Consider the following 18,665-nt stretch of genomic DNA (forward strand, 5'->3'; position numbering starts at 1 on the left):
CCTACTCACTTAAGGAGTAACTATGTCGAAGAGTCTTCCTCGCAAAGCAATCATCGCAATCTCCAGCTTCACCGGAGCCATCTATCCAGACGGTCATAAAACCGGCCTCTTTTTCGTGGAGGCGCTTCATCCGTTCGAGGTCCTCGTATCCGCCGGCTTCGAAGTGGATCTTGCATCCGAAACCGGCACTTTCGGATTCGACTACAACTCCCTGCAGCCTCCCTTCCTCTCCGGAAGCGACAAGGCCGTCTATAACAACCCCGACCATCCCTTCATGGCTAAACTAGCAAAGCTGAATAAGGCCAAGGATATAAAGCTGGGAGAGTACGGTGTTTTCTTTGCGTCAGCAGGCCACGCAGCGCTTTATGACTATCCGACCGCAAAGAGCTTGCAAGCAATCGCTGCGGACGTCTGGAATCGCGGAGGCATCGTCGGTACTGTGTGCCATGGCCCAGCAATCTTGCCGGGAATCATCGACTCCAAGACCGGCAAGTCGATCGCTGAAGGCAAGACGGTGACAGGATTCATGATCGAGGGTGAGCTCGTCTTCAACATCCTCGACAAGATGAGGCACGATAAGGTCGTTCCGGTTGTCGAGGCGGTTACCACAGCTGGCGGCTATTACAGCACTGCGATGAGTGCTTTCGATGACTATTCCGTTACGTCGGGTCGCCTTGTGTCGGGGACAAATCCGGAGAGCGGTCGCAGTACCGCAGAAAGGATAGTGAGACTGTTCGATAATGGGATGCATCCGTAAATTCTTTGCTCTTTTTCTTTTCGATTTCCCTTAGAGACGAGAGGAGCTAGCTCATCGAATTCCTGTTGCGTTCTGATGGCTTTCGGCATTCACGTGCGCTGAAGGCGAGAGAATGTCACCACCGAAGATGCTCACCTTGCCATTATTGCTCTCCTGGATATCAACCAGCGACTTGCCGGACTGAGCAAGCGTGGCTAGGTAGGACGTCTCCTTGTAGAACGACCCTGCGGTCAGTGCGCCGGGTTCATAATTCAGCCAATAGAACGGGGAATGCACATGGGGATAAGAGAGTATCTGAAGAACGGTCCGCTCGGGTTTGGCGCAGCGCCGTTAGGCAATATGTTTCGCAATATCCCTGATGCCGAGGCGGCGGCTACAGTGCGCGCCGCATGGACAGCTGGAACGCGCTTCTTCGATACAGCGCCCTTTTACGGCGCTGGCCTCTCTGAGATCCGCCTCGGTAAGGAGCTGGGCAAACATAAACGCTCTGATTATGTCCTGAGCAGCAAAGTGGGTCGTCTCATACTCGACGAACTCGAGCAGGACGCGCAGAGCTTCGGCGAGAAGGGCGATCTTTTCAAACATGGTCATCGCAACAAAGTCGTGTATGACTACACAGAACAAGGTACTGTACGATCCATCGAGGACAGTCTCAAGCGTCTCGGAGTTGACCACCTCGACATCGTTTGGATTCACGATGTAGCGCGTGATTTCTACGGAGATGACTGGGTTCGCGTGTTTGAAGTGGCTCATCGCGGCGCGATGGTAGCTTTGACAAAGCTGCGAGATCAGAAGGTGATTAAGGCCTGGGGTCTCGGCGTGAACCGTGTGGAATCCTGCGAGCTTGCCATCGACATGACTGAGATCCACCCTGATGCTTTTCTGCTCGCCGGTCGCTATACGCTCCTCGACCACGAGCTTGCTTTGCAGCGACTGATGCCCGCCTGCGAGGCGAAGAAAGTGGACATCGTTGTAGGCGGCCCGTACTCCTCCGGCGTTCTCGCAGGAGGTAAGCACTTCGAGTATGCTCCCGCCTCTCGGGAGATTCTCGCGAAGGTCGACAAGATCGAAAGCCTTTGCAAGAAGTTCGAAATTCCAATCAAAGCTGCGGCTCTTCATTTCTCACTAGCGCACCCAGCAAGCGCCGCCGTCATTCCAGGCGCGAGCAAACCAGAACGGATCTCCGAGGATCACGCAGCGATGAACACAGCGATCCCTGGCGAATTCTGGGAGGAGTTACGGAAGCAAAAACTCGTCTCACCGCTTGCTCCCCTCCCGACTGACCACAAATGAGGAGACCGTCGAATGCGTTTTTTTCGTCGGTGAACTGGGTCAGTTCGGCGAAATCGAGAGCGCCTTTAAGGCATCCTCCCACGGGCTCAACCGGTTGGAGGAACAGCTTGCGGGCGGTAAATCAGCATAGTTTGCGACTATATAAGTGGTCTTTCACCATAATCTTTCACCCAAGATAGGAGGATTACCCATGGCAAAACGGACACAACAGGAGTTGGAGGAGCGTCAGTTGGCGGCTCACTCGCAACACACAGATATCGCTGCAGAATCGGTCAAAGAGATTGCTGCTGCCCTCACTGCGCTGCTAGCAGATGTATTCGCGCTTTACGTCAAGACAAAGAACTTCCATTGGCATATGAGCGGTCCGCACTTCCGTGACTATCACCTTCTACTCGATGATCATGGCGACCAACTCTTCACAATGACCGACGATATTGCGGAGCGCGCTCGCAAAATCGGAGGGACTACCCTACGGTCCATCGGCCACATCGCGCGCACCAAACGGATCGCTGATAACGATGCTGACTATGTTACCCCACAAGATATGCTCAGCGAACTCTGGGAAGACAACAAATCGCTCGTCCTCTCTATGAGAAGTCTGCATAATCTCTGCGACGATGCCGGCGATGTCGCTACGACAAGCGTACTTGAGAACTGGATCGATGAAACCCAAAGGCGATCGTGGTTTCTGTACGAGATAGCTAGAAGTTGATCTGCCAAACGTCTACTAGTCTCCCTCCCCTCATCAAAAAAGGTGGTGAACACTTGTCTTCGGTTTGGGTGGCCCGTTATTGGGCCCCCGCTTGAGATCTGCTCGCACTGGGCATGATGGAGCATAAGATGACTCAGCAATGCACGCACCTTGATACGATTCGAGATGTCAGGCCTAACGCTCAGGGCTGTGAGGAGTGCTTAAAGACTGGCGACACTTGGGTTCATCTGCGCATGTGTCTCCACTGCGGCCACGTTGGCTGCTGCAACAGCTCCAAGAACAAGCACGCGACCAAACACTTCCATTCGACGAAGCACCCCATAGCGCGCTCGATCGAACCGGGGGAGACCTGGGCCTGGTGCTATGTGGATGAACTCTTACTCGCTATCGAAGAACCAAGATGAGCAGACGTCGGGTTCGGCAACTCACATTAGCACCCAACGTGGTATGAAATCGGAACTGCTGTCGGCATCGCCTAGGGTAGCCTCATCCCATCAGGCCAGCCGTCTAAATACATGTCCGAGGGATGACTCCAATCTTTGGCGAGCGCGCAGCGAACGAGACTTCCCCGCTGCTAGCGATATTCCCAAAGAGGATGCTACCTGCTCGTGAGAAAGTTCCTCAAGATAGCGTCTGCTCGCATTGTTGCAGGTTAGCAGGCAGAGCACGATCACCAGCTTTGCATTGCGCCACGAGTACCTATTCTGAAATCGCTTTGATCATAAAGTTCCTGCCCGTCATAGGAAGTTAGTTCCATCCTTCGATCGCTACCTCCCCAGATTTCGATATCGCTCAGAACCCTCCGGACGGAGCGAAAGCACCAAACCTGGTGTTCAAGTCCCCGTGAAACGCTGTGCGCCTGAGCATCGGTTTCTTATGAACTTGCGCCGTCGGCGAGATATGTGCCACCGGAGCTTGAGTTTTTACTTCACGACCTTCCTTACGGATCGATTTGAGCTTCATGGACATCCGCACAAGATCGGCCAGAGAATTTGCATGCATCTTCCTCATCACCCGGCCGCGATGAACCTGATACGTGTTCTCCGCGACGCCGAGTTCTGCCGCAGCCTGCTTGTTAAGCAACCCTGCCACTGTGTGGTGAAATACTTCCGTCTCTCGGGGGGTGAGGGTTCGCCAGCGGGTAAGTAAAGACACGCGCTCCAGACGTTCGCGGCGGGATCTCTGATCCCGTGCGAAAGCAAGTTCAACAGAGGCGAATAATTCCGCGGGATCGACTGGCTCGAGCAACACATCAATCGCTCCATCCTTGACCGCACGAACGCACGATGCTAAATCGCCATGTGCCGTTACAAAAATGACGGGAGGAGCGCCGGTGTGCGCTAAGCTCCTCTGGAACTCCAGGCCGCTAATGTCGGAAAGGTTCAGATCGACAATAAGACATGCCATTTGATCGGCCCTCTTCGCCCTGGTATACGCGGCCGCAGAATCGTAGGAGACAACATCCACACCGTGTGAGCGGATAAGCTCCGTGAGGTTCTGCTCTTTTGTTAGATCGCTGCTGACAACATATACAACTGTTCCTGTGGATTGCATCGAAGCACCACCTGTCGTAATTTAGTCACGTCTCGTTTCTAAAAAGAGCCTTCTGCGCGGGCATTGCTCTCAAACATCTCTTCGAAGCGCGGCACCGCCTACACGAACTTCCAAACACAATTGCTTGTGGCCATTTCAGTTAGTAAGCGAATGACGCGATGGGGATACCTACAGAGCGTCAAGCCATTCAGCAACCACCCAAAGCTGGCGTCGCCCTAAACCGGAACTCTTTGCGAACTGTACTGAACATAGCCGGACAGTCCTCGAATGCAAACCTTCCCATGAGGGTTAATTTCTTTCCTCTTTCGTAGAGGGCCGCAATTCCACTTTAGTGAACGCCTCTGTTGCACTCGTCGGCGTGTTTTGGAGCTGGCCGAGTCCGAGAGCAGATCGTAATTCCGTCTCAGAACATTGAAATCGGCGTCACTAAGAAGAGAGTGATGCATACCGCAGTGTCACCTGCGGCTCTATCAAGAGTCAGAACCGAGCACTATAGAGTCATCGCGATACTACTTTTGGATAGTTTTTTCATCCTCGTTTTTGGGCTCGCAATCCCTCCACCGATGGCGTTTATGCTGTCATTCCTCGATGCAGAGTAGACAACCATCTTTCTAGGGGTCGAGGTAAACTCGATCGCGCACTACTGTTGCTGGTCTCTATCTGGAGTTCCGCAAGGGACGGAGCTTATACCGCAGTTCGACGCTGACGCTTTATATATGGTGTATCTACAGGTATCGAATAGATCTCCGGTTCGTAGCGAAAGTTTGCGCGACCAAACAGACTGCCGTCTGCTTGATTGTTTACTGTGCCGCATGCCGGCAACCTACCGCATTTGCGAGAGGCTTGTATATTTGTCCCCTGATACTCGTAGCACCGTCAACAACTCGCCCTGTGATGAGCTTGGACTAGCCGAGTCCCTAATGTCTGCATTCAACAAACATGGAATAGTAAGTTCATTATTGCAAAGGTAAAAAGAACCCAGAGGTAGAAAAAACCGTGAGCGATACAAATACGACACCAAGCAATCTGAAGGGCAATATGGCTGGACTCGCGCAGCTCGCACAGGAAGAACAGACTGTTGCCACAGAGCACCATGATGGTTATCAAGACGCGGTCCTCCTCAGGAATATCCAATCCGAAATTGAGGATCTGAACACCGAGGTTTGGCACGAACGAGAGCAACTGAAAGCGTCCGGTTCGTAAGTTATCCCGAGAAGGATTGGCTATGTCTGACTCCCGTAGATTGAGACGCAGCGATCATGCATCATCGTTACCCGTCCGAACGATTTGCGGATCAACGATTCGGAACGCTTCTATCACTAGCTCTTGGGCAACGATCCGACGACAACCTTGTACTGTAGGTATCGCGCCGTAGCGCACTGAATCAGTAACCGAACAAGAGCATCGCAAAAAAGGAGAACACATGACTTCAGCATCTACGTTTGCCACGATAAACCCGGCAACTGAAGAGCCCATCGAGAGTTTTTCCTACTTCACACCGAAGGAAACAGAAGACGTTGTGGCGCGCGCTGAGAAGAGTTATCAATCCTTTAGAAAAGGATCCGTGTATCAACGCGCGCAACTCTTCTCAAACCTCGCAGCGTCCTTGAGGAAGAAGAAAGATCGGATTGCAACAGTGATCACAACCGAGATGGGGAAAATCCCCGTTGATGCCAAAGCGGAAATTGAGAAGTGCGCTTTGGAAGCAGACTGGTATGCCGAGCATGGGCCACGGATGTTTGCGGATGCACCCGCTGCAACAGGTAAAGCGGAAGCATACGTTTCGTATCTGCCACTCGGACCGATACTTGCGATCATGCCGTGGAATCTTCCGATATGGCAGTTGACGCGCATGGCAGTTCCGACGATCTTGGCGGGCAACGTCGTCCTGGTCAAGCACTCACCCAATACGCAAAGGAGTTCGCTCGAGTTCGAACACGCAATGCTCGAGGCAGGCTTCCCAGAAGGGGTATTTCAGAATCTGATTTTGAAAACTGAAGATATCGTCAACGTCATCAATGACTCGCGTGTCCGGGGAGCTTCCGTCACTGGGAGCGTGCGAGCAGGTTCTGCAGTCGCCTCAGAAGCCGGGAAGGTGATCAAGTCAACCATCATGGAATTAGGTGGCTCTGACGCCTTCATCGTCTGTAAGGATGCCGATATTCCGAAAGCCGTCGTGGCGGGCATCACGAGCCGGTTCAGTAACGCAGGTCAGGTGTGCCTGGCTGCGAAGCGATTCATCTTGGTAGAAGAGATCGCAGACAAGTTTGAGAAGTTATTTGTAGAGGCTGCAAAAAAGATCAAGGTCGGAGATCCAACAGACCCGTCAACCCAAATGGGTCCGATGGCACGCGTCGATCTTCGGAACTCTCTTCACAAGCAGGTGGAGGAGAGTGTTGCAAAAGGCGCGCAGGTGCTTTGCGGGGGCAAGCTTCCGGAAGGCAAGGGAGCGTTTTATACGCCCACAGTACTCAGCGGAGTGGCTCCTGGAATGCCGGCGTTCGACGAGGAAACATTTGGTCCCGTCGCCGCCATCGTCCGCGTTCCCAACATTGAGGCGGCAGTTGACGCGGCGAACGCCAGCGAATTCGGTCTGAGCGGAAATATATGGACCAGTGACATTGCTGCGGCCCGGAAAATCGCTCGTGATCTTGATACCGGTGGAGTCTTCATCAATGGCTTCACCGCGACCAATCCTCGGGTTCCCGTTGGCGGCGTCAAGAACAGTGGATACGGCCGAGAGCTTTCTCACTTCGGAGCCCATGCTTTTGTCAATCCGCAGACTGTCTGGATCGAGAGTTTGTAAGCCCGATTGGAAGTCCAACGTTACGGAGCTACAAGCGGCTGTCGCTGAGGGGGTCGCTGCAGGGAGTGTAACTATGAGCAAGGCAGCATTCATAGGACTGGGCGCGATGGGTTCGCGCATGGCAGCGAACCTGCTCAAGGCGGGTCACGAGATCACTGTTTCCGACCTGGCTCCGGAAGCGGTAAAACGCTTGGCTGACTCTGGCGCGAAGACCGCGGCTTCCGCGCGAGAAGCGGCGGAAGGCAACGATTTCGTCCTCACCATGGTTCGTGACGATGACATTTCGCGGAAGGTATGGTTGGATCCAAACACCGGTGCACTGGCAGGCATGAAGCCGGGAGCTATCGCGATTGAGTGCTCGACAATAACCCCTGCGTGGGCTCGTGAGCTTGGCGATGCTATCGGCAAAACTGGAATCAAAATGCTGGAAGCTCCGGTATCTGGCAGTACTCCGCAGGCACAAGATGCCCAATTAGTTTTCATGGTCGGAGGTGACGCGGACACGCTGAAGCTGGCGGTGCCGCTGCTCAAGAGCATGGGGTCTGCCGTTCAACACGCGGGACCGGCGGGCGCCGGAGCGCTGGCAAAATTGGTAACAAACACTCTGATGGGATCTCAGTTAGCCACCTTGGCGGAGATGATTGGGATGCTCCGTAAGCAGGGCGTCGATCCGAAGGAAGTTCTGAATGCGGTGGCCGCTACGTCGTTGTGGAACCCGCACCTCACCAGCGATACGGAGTCCATGCTGAGTGGCAATTTTGAGTCGCGCTTTCCGGTGAAGCTTCTCTTGAAGGACCTCAATTACACGGTGAAGACGGCGGGAGGAGATTTGTCCGTGCCAACAGTGAGTGCCGTTCGGGATGTGTTCCAAAGAGCCCTGGACGAACAGCTTGGAGATATGAACATGACTGCTGTTGTGAAGTTATTCGATAAGAAACCTGAGTTTTCTGCTGGTTCTATTCCATAGCTAAGAAACGACGTTCGTCGACATCAACGCAAGATTTTCAACACACTAACTTCTCGCTCCCCGGTTCTCCGCTGAGAGCCGCGTCAGCGGAACTGTGTCTGCCAATGAGAGCCCCGATCCACTGCGATACAGGGACCTACTAAATCAAGAACAGGAGAATGTTATGAAAAAGGTATTGATTACAGGAGCGGGCACTGGCTTTGGACATGAAGCTGCGATCCGTTTAGCGGAAAAAGGCTTCGATGTCATCGCCTCTGTGGAGATTTGGGCGCAGAAGGAAGCCGTAGAGCGAGCTGCGAAGACCCGGGGAGTAAAACTGCAGGTCGAGAAACTCGACGTTACGAATGCCGGTGACCGGAAGAAAGCGCTGGATTGGGACATCGAAATTTTAGTGAACAACGCCGGTGTCTTAGAGGGCGGAAGTGTTTTAGACATTCCCGGATCTAACATGCGCAATGAGTTTGAAGTCAATGTGATTGGGCCTTTGTTGCTGACGCAAGGAATTGTGAAGCAGATGGTAAAACGCAAAAAGGGTCGAGTGGTTTGGGTGTCATCGAGAGAGGGTTTGAACGTCAATCCCTTTACCGGGATCTATTCAGCCTCTAAGCACGCTGTTGAAGCCGTCGCACAAACGATGGCTCTGGAACTCCAGGAGTTCGGTATCGAGGTCGCAACCGTCAACCCAGGTCCTTTCCTTACGGGTTTCAACGACCGTGGTTTTGAGACCTGGAGGAGCTGGGAAGATGATTCTTCTACAAGGCTGTTTGACTACTCAAAGTTGGCGTTTCCGCGTGCGCAGTTTGATCCAGAACCGGTCTACGCACGCTGACGGCGGTCGCCGCGGGCGAGGTGGATACTTTTCGCAATCTGGAGCCGAAGTCCATGCTCGAAGAGACAAAGAGCCTTATCGAAGCTCCCTGGGGCAAGAAGATTCGAGACGGTCTTGGAACGCGGCCACCGGCCCTTCAGAAGTCCTTCGAGATGAAGCCTGAGACCCCCGTCTAGTTACGGGGTGCTAGACCGGGCGTAGCACGAAAGCAAACAACATAAACGAAGGTGGATTTGGTGGAGGAAAGTCTCGCAGATCAGATCCGCCACCTCTACAAGGTGAACCTATGGCTTACGTCGAAGACACACAAATTAGTGATGGTCATTACAAAGTGGGCACGGTTCTGGACGAAGGCAAGTGGCGCGTCGAGACTGACTCGATGGGCCAAGTCAAAGTGCCGGCGGATCGACTGTGGGGCGCTCAGACGCAACGCTCACTGATCCACTTCTCCATTGGGAACGACCACATGCCCATCGAGGTGTACCACGCATACGGTTATGTGAAGAAGGCGGCGGCAATCGTCAATGAGAGCCTTGGCAAACTATCAAAGGAAAACGCCGACCTCATCGTAAAGGCCGCCGATGAGGTGATTGCTGGCAAGCTGGATGAAAACTTTCCGTTGTACGTTTGGCAAACTGGCAGCGGCACACAAAGCAACATGAACGTGAACGAAGTCATCTCCAATCGTGCGATCCAGATCGCAAATGGAACGCTCGGGACAAAGCAGCCGGTGCATCCGAATGACCACGTCAATATGTCGCAGTCGTCGAACGACACCTTTCCGACAGCGATGAACATAGCAGCAGTCAAAGAGATTAGAGACGGTCTCTTGCCAAAAGTGAATGCACTTGTGGTTGCGATGGAGAACAAAGCTAATCAGTGGCAGCATGTCGTAAAGATCGGTCGCACACATCTAGAAGATGCCGTTCCGCTGACCGTTGGCCAGGAGTGGTCCGGTTATGTCACTCAGGTAAAGTACGCGCTCCAACGGATTGAGCATTCCCTTGGCGGGCTTTATCAACTTGCTTGCGGCGGAACGGCTGTTGGCACTGGCCTGAACTCGCCCCCGGGATTTGACGTTGCCATCGCGAAGCAAATCGCTGAGCTCACGAACGAAACCTTTATCACGGCACCTAATAAGTTCGAAGCTCAAGGATCGCTCGATAGTATGGTGGCTGCTCACGCAGCCCTGCGCGGTCTGGCAGTGTCATTGATGAAAATCGCCAATGATATGCGTTGGCTTGCTTCTGGACCCCGATGTGGTCTTGGTGAATTGATTCTCCCTCCAAATGAGCCTGGATCTTCGATCATGCCCGGCAAGGTCAATCCAACACAGTGCGAGGCCATCGTGATGATCTGCATTCAGGTTATCGGTGATGATGCGGCGGTGGCGTTCGCTGGTTCGCAGGGGAACTTTGAGTTGAATGCCATGCGACCGATCATCATCAATAACTTTCTACACTCCGCGCGCATTCTCGCCGACGGGTGCGAGAAGTTCCGCATTTACTCAGTGGAAGGCACTCAGGTCAATGAGAAGAAGGTTGCTGGGTATGTACAAAATTCGTTGATGCTTGTAACGGCCCTAAGCCCTGTAATCGGCTACGACAAGGCTTCGCAGATCGCGCACTACGCGACGGACAACGACCTCACCCTGAAACAAGCCGCCCTGAAGCTGGCATTTGTCACGGAAGCTGACTTCGATCGGATTGTGGATCCGTCGACCATGGTCCACCCCCAACGCCGCCCCAGCCAGCTGATGAAATCGGGGCTTCAACTCAAGACAATCTTTGGATAAAAGGAGAAACAAAATGGCGACCGCTAAACACGGGATAGAAGTGCTGCATGATCCGGCGCTGAACAAGTCAACTGCTTTTACCGAGGCCGAGAAGCAATCACTCGGAATAATCGGCCTGGTCCCCGACGTAGCCGAAACCGAGGATACACAGTTGAGCCGGGTCTTGATGCAGCTCGGTCATAAGAGCACAGACCTCGAGCGCTATATCTACCTGGTGAACTTGCTCGATCACAATGAGATTCTGTTCTATCGGACCGTCATGTCCGACCCGGTAAGATTCCTACCAATCGTCTACGACCCAACCATTGGGGAAGCGTGCCTAAAGTTTGGGCACATCTATCGGCAGACGCGCGGCATGTATCTGTCGATCACACGCCGCGGCAAAGTTAGAGAAATCTTGAAGAACTGGCCGCAGAAAGATGTGCGATTTATCTGTGTGACGGACGCCGGCCGCATTCTAGGGCTGGGAGATCTTGGCGCGAACGGGGCAGGAATTCCAATCGGCAAACTGCAGTTATACACCGCCTGCGCTGGAGTGCCGCCACAATACCTTCTGCCAATGTATCTCGATGCAGGCACGAACAATGAACAGTATTTGAAGGACCCCTTGTACCTCGGTATGCGCAAGACCCGTCCGTCAACGGAGGATCTGTTCTCCTTCGTGGATGAGTTCGTCGAGGCCGTGCAGGAGGTGTTCCCTAAGTGCTGCATTCACTTCGAAGATTGGACCGGTGTCGATGCGGTGCACCTTCTCGAACGTTACCGCGACAAGTACTGTGTCTACAACGACGATGTCCAAGGTACCGCCGGGATCACTCTTGCAGGGATGATCAACGCGACGAAACTGAAGGGCACACAGCTGAAGGACGAAAAGTATCTGTTTCTCGGTGCTGGCTCAGCTGCTATTGGCCTTGCAAATCTGCTTTGCACCGCGCTTGTTGCCCAAGGTCTAACGCTCGCACAGGCCCAGGCACAGGTTTACATGTTCGACGTCCACGGGTTGCTGGACTCAACACGCAAAGATCTTGTGGATTTCCAGCAACCTTACGCCCATCAGCATGAACCGACAAAGGACTTTGTCGCCGCTATCGAGGGCATAAAGCCAACTACGATCATCGGCGTGAGCACGATTGGGGGAGCCTTCAGTCAAAAGGTCATCGAGGCAATATCAAGAGTTACTGAGCGGCCAGTGGTCCTTGCTCTTTCTAATCCAACCGAGCATGCGGAGTGCACGCCAGAGCAGGCTTATACATGGTCAAAGGGTAAAGCGATCTATGCTGCTGGAGTGCAGTTTGCCCCGGTTCACTTCAACGGGCAGACACTCCTCCCTGGGCAAGCAAACAACTTTTACATATTCCCGGCTGTTGGTATGGCGATCTTCGCCACCCAGGCGAAGCGTGTCACAGATGAGATGTTCATCGAAGCGGGTCAAGCCGTGGCGGACCAGGTACCACCGGAACTACTTAAACAAGGTCTGCTCTATCCACAGCAATCGAACATTCTGGAGATCGAGATTCAGACAGCCGCGCGTGTGGCGAAGTTGGTCTTCGATGCAGGATTAGCTCGCGTCCCCCGTCCGAACGATATGGTGGCTTTTATCCGCCAACATGTCTACACGCCGAAATACAACAGTCTGGAAGCTTAGCCGGATATACCGCCGTGGGGAGGTGAGCAGCAGATGACGATGGATAGGTACGCCCGACCGGAGGACTGGCTACCCTTCGAACTCGCCTTCGTTGGGGGATATCGCGATGAAGGCAGTTTCATTCCGCGCTTCCGCAGTCGTAAGCCGTGGAGTCTTGGCTTCCACAGTTTTATTGCGGTTTTGCTATATCTCTCAGGGCTTAGTGCTGGGGCCCAAAGCACGACACACGAGCAGACGAGTCCATCCGTTGAGGGGCCGAATCACACCTACCTGTCCGCCTTCCCCTCCCCCGAAGCGTTGAGTGCCTCGTCTCTCGACGCACAGTACGCGCTGGGAAGTTGGGGTGGGTTGAGGAGTGAACTTGGACGGCGAGGCGTGGTGCCAACTGTCCTTCTCATCAGCGATCCCTTTGGGAACGTGCATGGCGGCGAGCGGACTGGCACTTCAGCTTATAACCTCTTCGGTGTTGACGTACGTTTTGATACTGCGCCTCTTCTGGGATGGAAGGGAGGTCAATTCGACATTGGAGGGGCAGTAAACTGGGGCACGAGCTTGTCACGCAGTTACATCGGCAACAGCTTTCAGGTCCAGTTGGCCGACTGTGCAGGAAGTCAGCCGCGACTTACGTACCTGTCGTTTACGCAAACGCTGCTCGAGAATCGGATGAGCGTCCGCGTTGGGAGGCTAACCCTCAATTCGGTCTTTGGCGAAGAATTTTTGGGGTCTGAATACTTCAAAAGCTTTGCCTCGATCGGCTTCAATTTAATTCCCGAGGGTGTGTTCTTTAATGTGTCGGGCGCGGCCGGTTACCCGCGGACAACTTGGGGAACGAGGTTAAGATACTCGCCGACACCCGGATTCTACGCTCAGGCGGCTGCTTACAACTCAGACTCCAATCAGCTAAATGGGGCTCAGCATGGCATTGATTTCTCATTACATGGTCCACTGTTCGCGATCGGCGAGATCGGTTTCAGGCACTTCGCACTAGGCAATGCTTCCAAACCGACCGGCAACATCAAAGCTGGGGGATTCTACACAGGCGGTACCCAGTACACCGTCTCCAGCGGCGTTTTGAAACCAGTACATGGTCTCTATGGCTTTTACGCGCTGGGTGATCATCAACTGTGGCGACTAAAGACACCATCAGGGTCGCCTAGGGCTGAGGCCGAGCTCTCACGATGGGGAGATGCAGAGCATCAGCGCCATGTAGGCGTATTCGCGTCCGTCGTCGTAGTGCCTGAGCCGCGCACAAACGTCATGCCCTATTTCTTCAACGTGGGCGCAGTGAGCTACGGACTGAACCCAAGGCGGCCGAGAGACTTCTTCAGTGTGGGACTCGCTTACGGATCGAACAGCCGAGGTCCGGTGTCCTTAACTCCGATTTCCACCAGCGGGCAAACCACTTTTCCTGTTCCGCCGAATGAACAAACTCTGGAAGTAAATTATGGATTCGCAGTGAGACCGGGTGTGATTTTGCAACCGAGTCTGCAGTACATCCTGCATCCGAAAGGACTTGTTTCGATCCCGAATGCGCTTCCTTCGGGTGTACCGGTGCCCAATGCCTTAGCCTTGGGTATCAACACAGTGATCAATTTTTAGCTACAGACTAAATCTGGACAAAGCCAAAGGAGAAAGAAGATGCCAAAACTGTTTGTTCATGCACCGCAAGGAACCTTTACGGCCGAAGCTCGTTCTCGGGTGGCTGCCGCGCTCACTGATTTAGGTATTACTTGTGAGCGCCTTGCTGATACAGCGAAAGTTCGTGCTGGGGTTTGGGTGTTTTTCACAGAGCATGCTCCCGACGCCGTATTTAGCGGCGGTCAGATCGCGCAGAACCCGCTGATTGCATTGATCGCTAACACGCTGGAAGGCGGCCTCGATGACCATTCTAAGAAGAAGCTGATCGCGGACGCGACCGCCATTCTTCGCGAACATGCCGGAGCAAACGGCGATCAGCTGCCAGTGTACGTGGTCATTCACGAGGTCCCCGAACTTGACTGGGGCATGTATGGACAACAGGTCTCGCTTGCAGCACTGCGCTAGCGCCCGCTCACCGTTGCTCACTTCCGTAGGGATGTTCAAGGGGTATTGTTCGGATGATCTCAGGGGAGGCGCGTAGATGAGGTGGGAGCTCCGTTGTCATTCCGTGGAAGAGCGAAGACGCAGCCTGAAGAAGGCATTTGTTGCGGCAATTTTTTCAGGCGTGGTGATGTGCGTTTTTGCTGGGGGTTTTGGCAAAAACGGGTGTTTTTTTGTGGTGTTTTGGTGGTGAAAACGTGGTGGATTGCGTGGTGAACGTGGTGTTTTGGCGGCCGGTTTTTGGGGCTGGAAAAAATGCGCCAGGTTTTGGGGATTTATTTTCGGTTGTTCCCTTTTTGGGAATGAGGTTGGGGTGGGCTACTGTTCTTTTCCTGGTTTCCTGTCGGAGGCCCTTTGGTGATGGGGAATGCCCGAGGAGAACTTCGATGAGCGGCAACGATCCGTCGCACCCCAGTTTCAAGCAGAAGATCAAACATGAGCTGATCGAGTTCTGGGTGATCGCTTTGTACCTGATGTTCTTCTTCTGTGCGCTGGTGGCGTACACGATGCTGCTGAAGAAGTATGGGTCAGCAACGACGCTATGAAATTCGGCTTCGCGATCGTCAATGCGCTGGTGATCGGCAAGGTGATTCTGGTGGGGGAGATGATGCACCTGGGCAGGGGCTATGAGAAGAGGCCGCTGTGGCAGTCTGTGCTGTTGAAGTCGGTTGTCTTCTTGGTGCTGGTGCCGGTGTTTCACATCGTTGAAGGGATGGTGAAGCGGATTATTCACGGGCAGCCGCGTGGGGCGGTCTGGCACCATCTGCAGATGGAGGATATGGTGGCGCGGACGCTGGTTGTCTTCTGCGCATTCATTCCCCCTGTTTGGGTTCAGGGAGCTTCGCAGAGTGATGGATGAGCAAGCTCTATGCGCTGGTGCGCGGACGCGAAGTTGCTGAGAGTTCGGAGTCGCCTTGGTCACCGTTAGCTCCCCACCGTTCGTAGGATTGGCCGTTCGACATGGTATTTTATTGATGAAGTCAGGGTGACTGTTGAGTCACCGAGTTTGGGCAGGCAGATTAGCGCCAGCGTTCACGGCACTTTTCGAGATTCGATGATTAAAAATAAAACTTGATTTGTCGATTGTTAGGTCATATTATGACCTACATGAAGCCACTCCCCATCTTCAACCTCCCAAACCCTCACGATGAGTTGTCTGTTGCGGCTCATAAGACAGCCGTCTTGGATTTCTATGATGATCTGTTCAAAGATGTCGATGCGGCTCTTAGAGATGCGCTTCCCAAGGTCCTGAGTATTTTCGGCCTTTACGAAGGGCCGGTAGATTTGGCGGTTCACGCTCCCAACACGCGTTATCTTGTGCGTCAGTCATTGGAGAAGAAAAGTGGCATAGCTCGCGATGAGGATGAGGTTTTCTTCGACATGATGCGAGTGTCAAACTGCGGACTCTGCGTCAAGACAGCATACGGCGAGATACGCGTGCTGAAAGCTCCCAGTGACGGACTTCCAAAAGCGACCAGCGACGCTCGCGTCCGCTTCATAACCAACAATCAGATGGCCTTTTCGTTCGCGGAAGACGCAGCCTCAAAGCCGCCGAGTCTCAATATCTTTATTTTGTGGAGAATGGATGCGGAGTTCAAATATATAGGCATGGATATTGCGTGTCCTCGTCGAACGCATGACAAGGGTGATATTGACTGCTATTGGATTACCAAATGGAATGGCGAAAACACCATTCAGCTGGTCGAACCGATTCGGACAGTAACTGCGGATCTAGACGAGATCACTGCGCTCCCCATCGATGAGACAAAGTCAAAGAACTGAAAGAAGTGATTTATGCAGGATTCTCTCTTTGAGATTAAGCTGCCGCTCGTAAACGGTTCGCGGGTTAAGCAAGCTCGCGAACTGCTCGGCTTGACCCAGGCGAGCTTAGCTGAAGCTGTTTACGTTGATCAAACAATGATCGCTCACATAGAACGAGGAAATAAGCAGCCGACCGCAGACTTGCTTGACACGATGGCCGAACTGCTCGGTTTCCCTCCTGCATTTTTCAGGCAGCAAGATTGCGTGGAGATGTCAAAGGGAAGTCTCTTGTTTAGATCCAAGGCTGTCATAGGTAAGAAAGTAATTGCACAGGCTCATGAGTACAGCCGTCTCAGCTTAGAACTAGCCCTACGACTCGCAAACTACGCGAAGTTGATCCCGGTAAATGTGCCATCTTTTCGAGACCCCATAGAGGCGGCTCGTGAACTAAGGATCAGCTTGAATCTTCCTATGGGTCCGGTTGAAGAAGTGATCCGAGGTATCGAGCGACTCGGGGTTCTGGTGCTTCCTCTACCAGAGATAAGAGACTGCGATGCTTTCGCGACTTGGGCGGGACCCGAGAGAGCCATTCCGGTGATTGCTATATCAGCTGGTCGCCCTGTAGACCGACTGCGACTTAGCGCCGCCCATGAGTTGGGGCACCTCACACTGCACCGCACTTTACACATAGCATCAAAGGAAAACGAAGAAGAAGCCTACGCGTTCGCCGCAGAGTTTTTAATGCCTGCCGCAGATATATACTCAGATTTTACTGCGCAAAAAATTAGCCTCTTTCGCCTTGCAGAACTCAAAGCAAAGTGGCGGATATCCATGCAGGCCTTACTAAGGCGATCGCGGCAATTGCAAATTACTAATGATCGTCAATATCGCTATCTTATGATGCAAATTTCTCAACGCGGATGGCGATTAGAAGAACCTTCTTTCAACGCAATCGCAGAACGCCCGAGAGCGCTCAGGAAAATTTCCGAAGTCGCATTTGGTGGGAGCGACAGCTGGGAGCGGTTGGCCAAAGAATTTAATCTCAGCACCTCGCTAGTATCTGCAATCTTGGGTGCATGCGACCCTCCGAAAGAGAAGGTGGGGCAGCCAGCTGAGGAAAGAAGATCGAACGCCAATAATTTGGTGACTTTTGAGCGGCGGGCAATTTAACGCATCTAGGCCGGGTAGTTCTACTTTGGTTTCCCTAGATAAAGAGAGCCATTGTTGATACTGCGCTGGGATCCACATCTTCGATAGCTCTGCTAAGACGGTTTACTAGTCGATACCGCGGCTGTTGACGATATGATCCGATCTTTCATTCCATCGACTAAACGATCTGACGAATTAATTGTTTCTTTCTCCCTATTTTTCTCTCTTCTCGCAAGACGTCTATGATCTGTGACCGACCATAGTAGATCCTTTGTCTTAGCATCGTAGATGTGAACAGATAGTTGCGGATCTACTAACCGGCTACTGACGATTTGAGTTTGACCAGTGTAACTATTCGTATAGCTAGAAACACGCGTGCCATCGTCTTCGACGAAATATCGCAACTCAATGACTATGTCGGCCGACACAGGTGATCCGACAATCTCGAACCGCCCCCAGTCTTTGATCTTTGCATAGAACTCATCGAAGGCGAGAGCGCTCCCTCCTCCGTTGGTCACGAAAACCTTTTTCGCAGAGACTACCGAAGCTGGTAGAGGCGCTTCAGGAACATCCTTCCGGTGTTTATCCGAAGCGTAGGTGGCCATCGGCAAAAGAAAAGGAATGGCTAATAGAACTTTCGATAGGAATTTTCGCACGGAATTACCTCGGTCTATATAAAGGGGCGCAGCAATCGCCGCGGACTGTGCAGATTTTCGAAGGGGGATTGCCAAATCCAGAAAGAACCAAGAAGAGTGAAGCAAGAGGGTAGCGCATTTTTCGTACGACCTAATCTCAGCAAGTTAGAAGTCAATACGAAAGCTACGCTGTCTCCATTCATAAGACAAGTAACACCTTCGTAACTTTGCTACGAAAGTCGCAGACGATCCCCTTTCGGTCTGCGTGCGTCATGACTTCCGCATCTAACTTGAGGTACGCGAAAAGAGGAGTGAATTAATGTCTCATCCAGATCCCGCACGGCCGCATGAACATGAAGAGGTTGAGAAGTCCAAAGTTCGCACCGCTCATGCGGAGCACGTCGAGCCAGAGAAAGGCCCGCATGATCCGAAGGAGATTAATCCGAAGATGTCGTCCGATATTCATTACTGGGCGAAGGAGTTTGGTGTGACGGGCGATCAGCTGCATGAGGCGATCCGCGTGCATGGTACGCATGTGGAGAAGGTTCGCGCGGCGCTGAATCATCACAAGAGCTAACTGATACCGAGATGACCGCTTTCGTGACTGCTTATCGCCACGGAGGCGGGCATTGTTTCTGCGTATTCGAAGCAGGAACGGCCAATTTTATTATTGGTTTATTTTT

21 protein-coding genes are annotated in these 18,665 nt (G+C 52.9%); 18 read left to right on the top strand and 3 right to left on the bottom strand.

Features of this window, described 5'->3' with window-relative positions; genetic code table 11:
- Nucleotides 1–22 precede the first annotated feature (22 nt).
- A complete protein-coding gene (locus tag RBB82_RS11340) occupies nt 23–757 on the top strand; it encodes a hypothetical protein (protein WP_433975239.1) in 735 nt (244 codons plus the stop codon).
- A 51-nt stretch (nt 758–808) separates the two neighbouring features.
- Here the strand turns inward: RBB82_RS11340 and RBB82_RS11345 are convergent, their stop codons facing one another.
- Nucleotides 809–1,033, bottom strand: coding sequence for a hypothetical protein (locus RBB82_RS11345; RefSeq protein WP_433975240.1), 225 nt, complete (start codon nt 1,031–1,033; stop codon nt 809–811).
- On the opposite strand from RBB82_RS11345, the gene RBB82_RS11350 reads away from it, so the two are divergent.
- The 3 genes from RBB82_RS11350 (at nt 1,034) to RBB82_RS11360 (ending at nt 3,166) form a co-directional block, all read left to right on the top strand.
- Entirely contained in the window at nt 1,034–2,050 is a 1,017-nt protein-coding gene (locus RBB82_RS11350; RefSeq protein ID WP_433975241.1) for an aldo/keto reductase, read from the top strand.
- Between the two features lie 190 nt (nt 2,051–2,240).
- Nucleotides 2,241–2,762, top strand: a complete 522-nt coding sequence (locus tag RBB82_RS11355; RefSeq protein WP_433975242.1) for a Dps family protein — start codon at nt 2,241–2,243, stop codon at nt 2,760–2,762.
- A gap of 128 nt (nt 2,763–2,890) precedes the next feature.
- Nucleotides 2,891–3,166: a ubiquitin carboxyl-terminal hydrolase 14 gene (locus tag RBB82_RS11360; RefSeq protein WP_433975243.1), complete on the top strand. Its 276-nt coding sequence runs from the start codon at nt 2,891–2,893 to the stop codon at nt 3,164–3,166.
- Nucleotides 3,167–3,256: 90 nt separating this feature from the next.
- Here RBB82_RS11360 and RBB82_RS11365 read toward each other — a convergent pair whose 3' ends face one another.
- Complete coding sequence (locus tag RBB82_RS11365) at nt 3,257–3,436, bottom strand: sigma factor-like helix-turn-helix DNA-binding protein (RefSeq protein ID WP_433975244.1); 180 nt, start codon at nt 3,434–3,436, stop codon at nt 3,257–3,259.
- Between the two features lie 118 nt (nt 3,437–3,554).
- Complete coding sequence (locus tag RBB82_RS11370; RefSeq protein ID WP_433975245.1) at nt 3,555–4,316, bottom strand: response regulator transcription factor; 762 nt, start codon at nt 4,314–4,316, stop codon at nt 3,555–3,557.
- A 996-nt stretch (nt 4,317–5,312) separates the two neighbouring features.
- Between RBB82_RS11370 and RBB82_RS11375 the strand changes: the two genes are divergently transcribed.
- From RBB82_RS11375 to RBB82_RS11440, 14 genes are all read left to right on the top strand, one after another.
- Entirely contained in the window at nt 5,313–5,519 is a 207-nt protein-coding gene (locus RBB82_RS11375) for a hypothetical protein (protein WP_433975246.1), read from the top strand.
- Between the two features lie 220 nt (nt 5,520–5,739).
- Nucleotides 5,740–7,122 (top strand): NAD-dependent succinate-semialdehyde dehydrogenase, encoded by a 1,383-nt coding sequence (locus RBB82_RS11380; RefSeq protein WP_433975247.1) that lies wholly within the window; start codon nt 5,740–5,742, stop codon nt 7,120–7,122.
- A gap of 73 nt (nt 7,123–7,195) precedes the next feature.
- Nucleotides 7,196–8,089 carry an NAD(P)-dependent oxidoreductase gene (locus RBB82_RS11385; protein WP_433975248.1) on the top strand — a complete coding sequence of 298 codons (894 nt, stop codon included), beginning with the start codon at nt 7,196–7,198 and terminating at the stop codon, nt 8,087–8,089.
- Nucleotides 8,090–8,252: 163 nt separating this feature from the next.
- The gene (locus RBB82_RS11390; protein ID WP_433975249.1) at nt 8,253–8,918 is read left to right on the top strand and encodes an SDR family oxidoreductase; all 666 of its coding nucleotides are present in this window, start codon (nt 8,253–8,255) and stop codon (nt 8,916–8,918) included.
- 53 nt (nt 8,919–8,971) lie between these two features.
- Nucleotides 8,972–9,094: a hypothetical protein gene (locus tag RBB82_RS11395; RefSeq protein ID WP_433975250.1), complete on the top strand. Its 123-nt coding sequence runs from the start codon at nt 8,972–8,974 to the stop codon at nt 9,092–9,094.
- Between the two features lie 110 nt (nt 9,095–9,204).
- Complete coding sequence (gene fumC / locus RBB82_RS11400) at nt 9,205–10,713, top strand: class II fumarate hydratase (RefSeq protein ID WP_433975251.1); 1,509 nt, start codon at nt 9,205–9,207, stop codon at nt 10,711–10,713.
- A complete protein-coding gene (locus RBB82_RS11405) occupies nt 10,706–12,358 on the top strand; it encodes an NAD-dependent malic enzyme (RefSeq protein ID WP_433975252.1) in 1,653 nt (550 codons plus the stop codon). The genes fumC and RBB82_RS11405 overlap by 8 nt, the downstream gene beginning before the upstream one ends.
- A gap of 39 nt (nt 12,359–12,397) precedes the next feature.
- Nucleotides 12,398–13,957: a carbohydrate porin gene (locus tag RBB82_RS11410; protein ID WP_433975253.1), complete on the top strand. Its 1,560-nt coding sequence runs from the start codon at nt 12,398–12,400 to the stop codon at nt 13,955–13,957.
- A gap of 39 nt (nt 13,958–13,996) precedes the next feature.
- Nucleotides 13,997–14,401, top strand: a complete 405-nt coding sequence (locus tag RBB82_RS11415; RefSeq protein WP_433975254.1) for a tautomerase family protein — start codon at nt 13,997–13,999, stop codon at nt 14,399–14,401.
- 176 nt (nt 14,402–14,577) lie between these two features.
- Nucleotides 14,578–14,982 carry a hypothetical protein gene (locus tag RBB82_RS11420; RefSeq protein WP_433975255.1) on the top strand — a complete coding sequence of 135 codons (405 nt, stop codon included), beginning with the start codon at nt 14,578–14,580 and terminating at the stop codon, nt 14,980–14,982.
- Nucleotides 14,979–15,296: a hypothetical protein gene (locus RBB82_RS11425; protein ID WP_433975256.1), complete on the top strand. Its 318-nt coding sequence runs from the start codon at nt 14,979–14,981 to the stop codon at nt 15,294–15,296. Before RBB82_RS11420 ends, RBB82_RS11425 begins: the two co-directional genes overlap by 4 nt.
- A 239-nt stretch (nt 15,297–15,535) precedes the next feature.
- Nucleotides 15,536–16,219: a hypothetical protein gene (locus tag RBB82_RS11430; RefSeq protein WP_433975257.1), complete on the top strand. Its 684-nt coding sequence runs from the start codon at nt 15,536–15,538 to the stop codon at nt 16,217–16,219.
- A 12-nt stretch (nt 16,220–16,231) separates the two neighbouring features.
- Nucleotides 16,232–17,368 carry a helix-turn-helix domain-containing protein gene (locus tag RBB82_RS11435; protein WP_433975258.1) on the top strand — a complete coding sequence of 379 codons (1,137 nt, stop codon included), beginning with the start codon at nt 16,232–16,234 and terminating at the stop codon, nt 17,366–17,368.
- Between the two features lie 933 nt (nt 17,369–18,301).
- Nucleotides 18,302–18,559 carry a DUF3606 domain-containing protein gene (locus RBB82_RS11440; RefSeq protein WP_433975259.1) on the top strand — a complete coding sequence of 86 codons (258 nt, stop codon included), beginning with the start codon at nt 18,302–18,304 and terminating at the stop codon, nt 18,557–18,559.
- Nucleotides 18,560–18,665 lie beyond the last annotated feature (106 nt).

It is taken from the genome of Tunturiibacter lichenicola, from assembly GCF_051013355.1.
GTDB lineage: Bacteria > Acidobacteriota > Terriglobia > Terriglobales > Acidobacteriaceae > Edaphobacter > Edaphobacter lichenicola_F.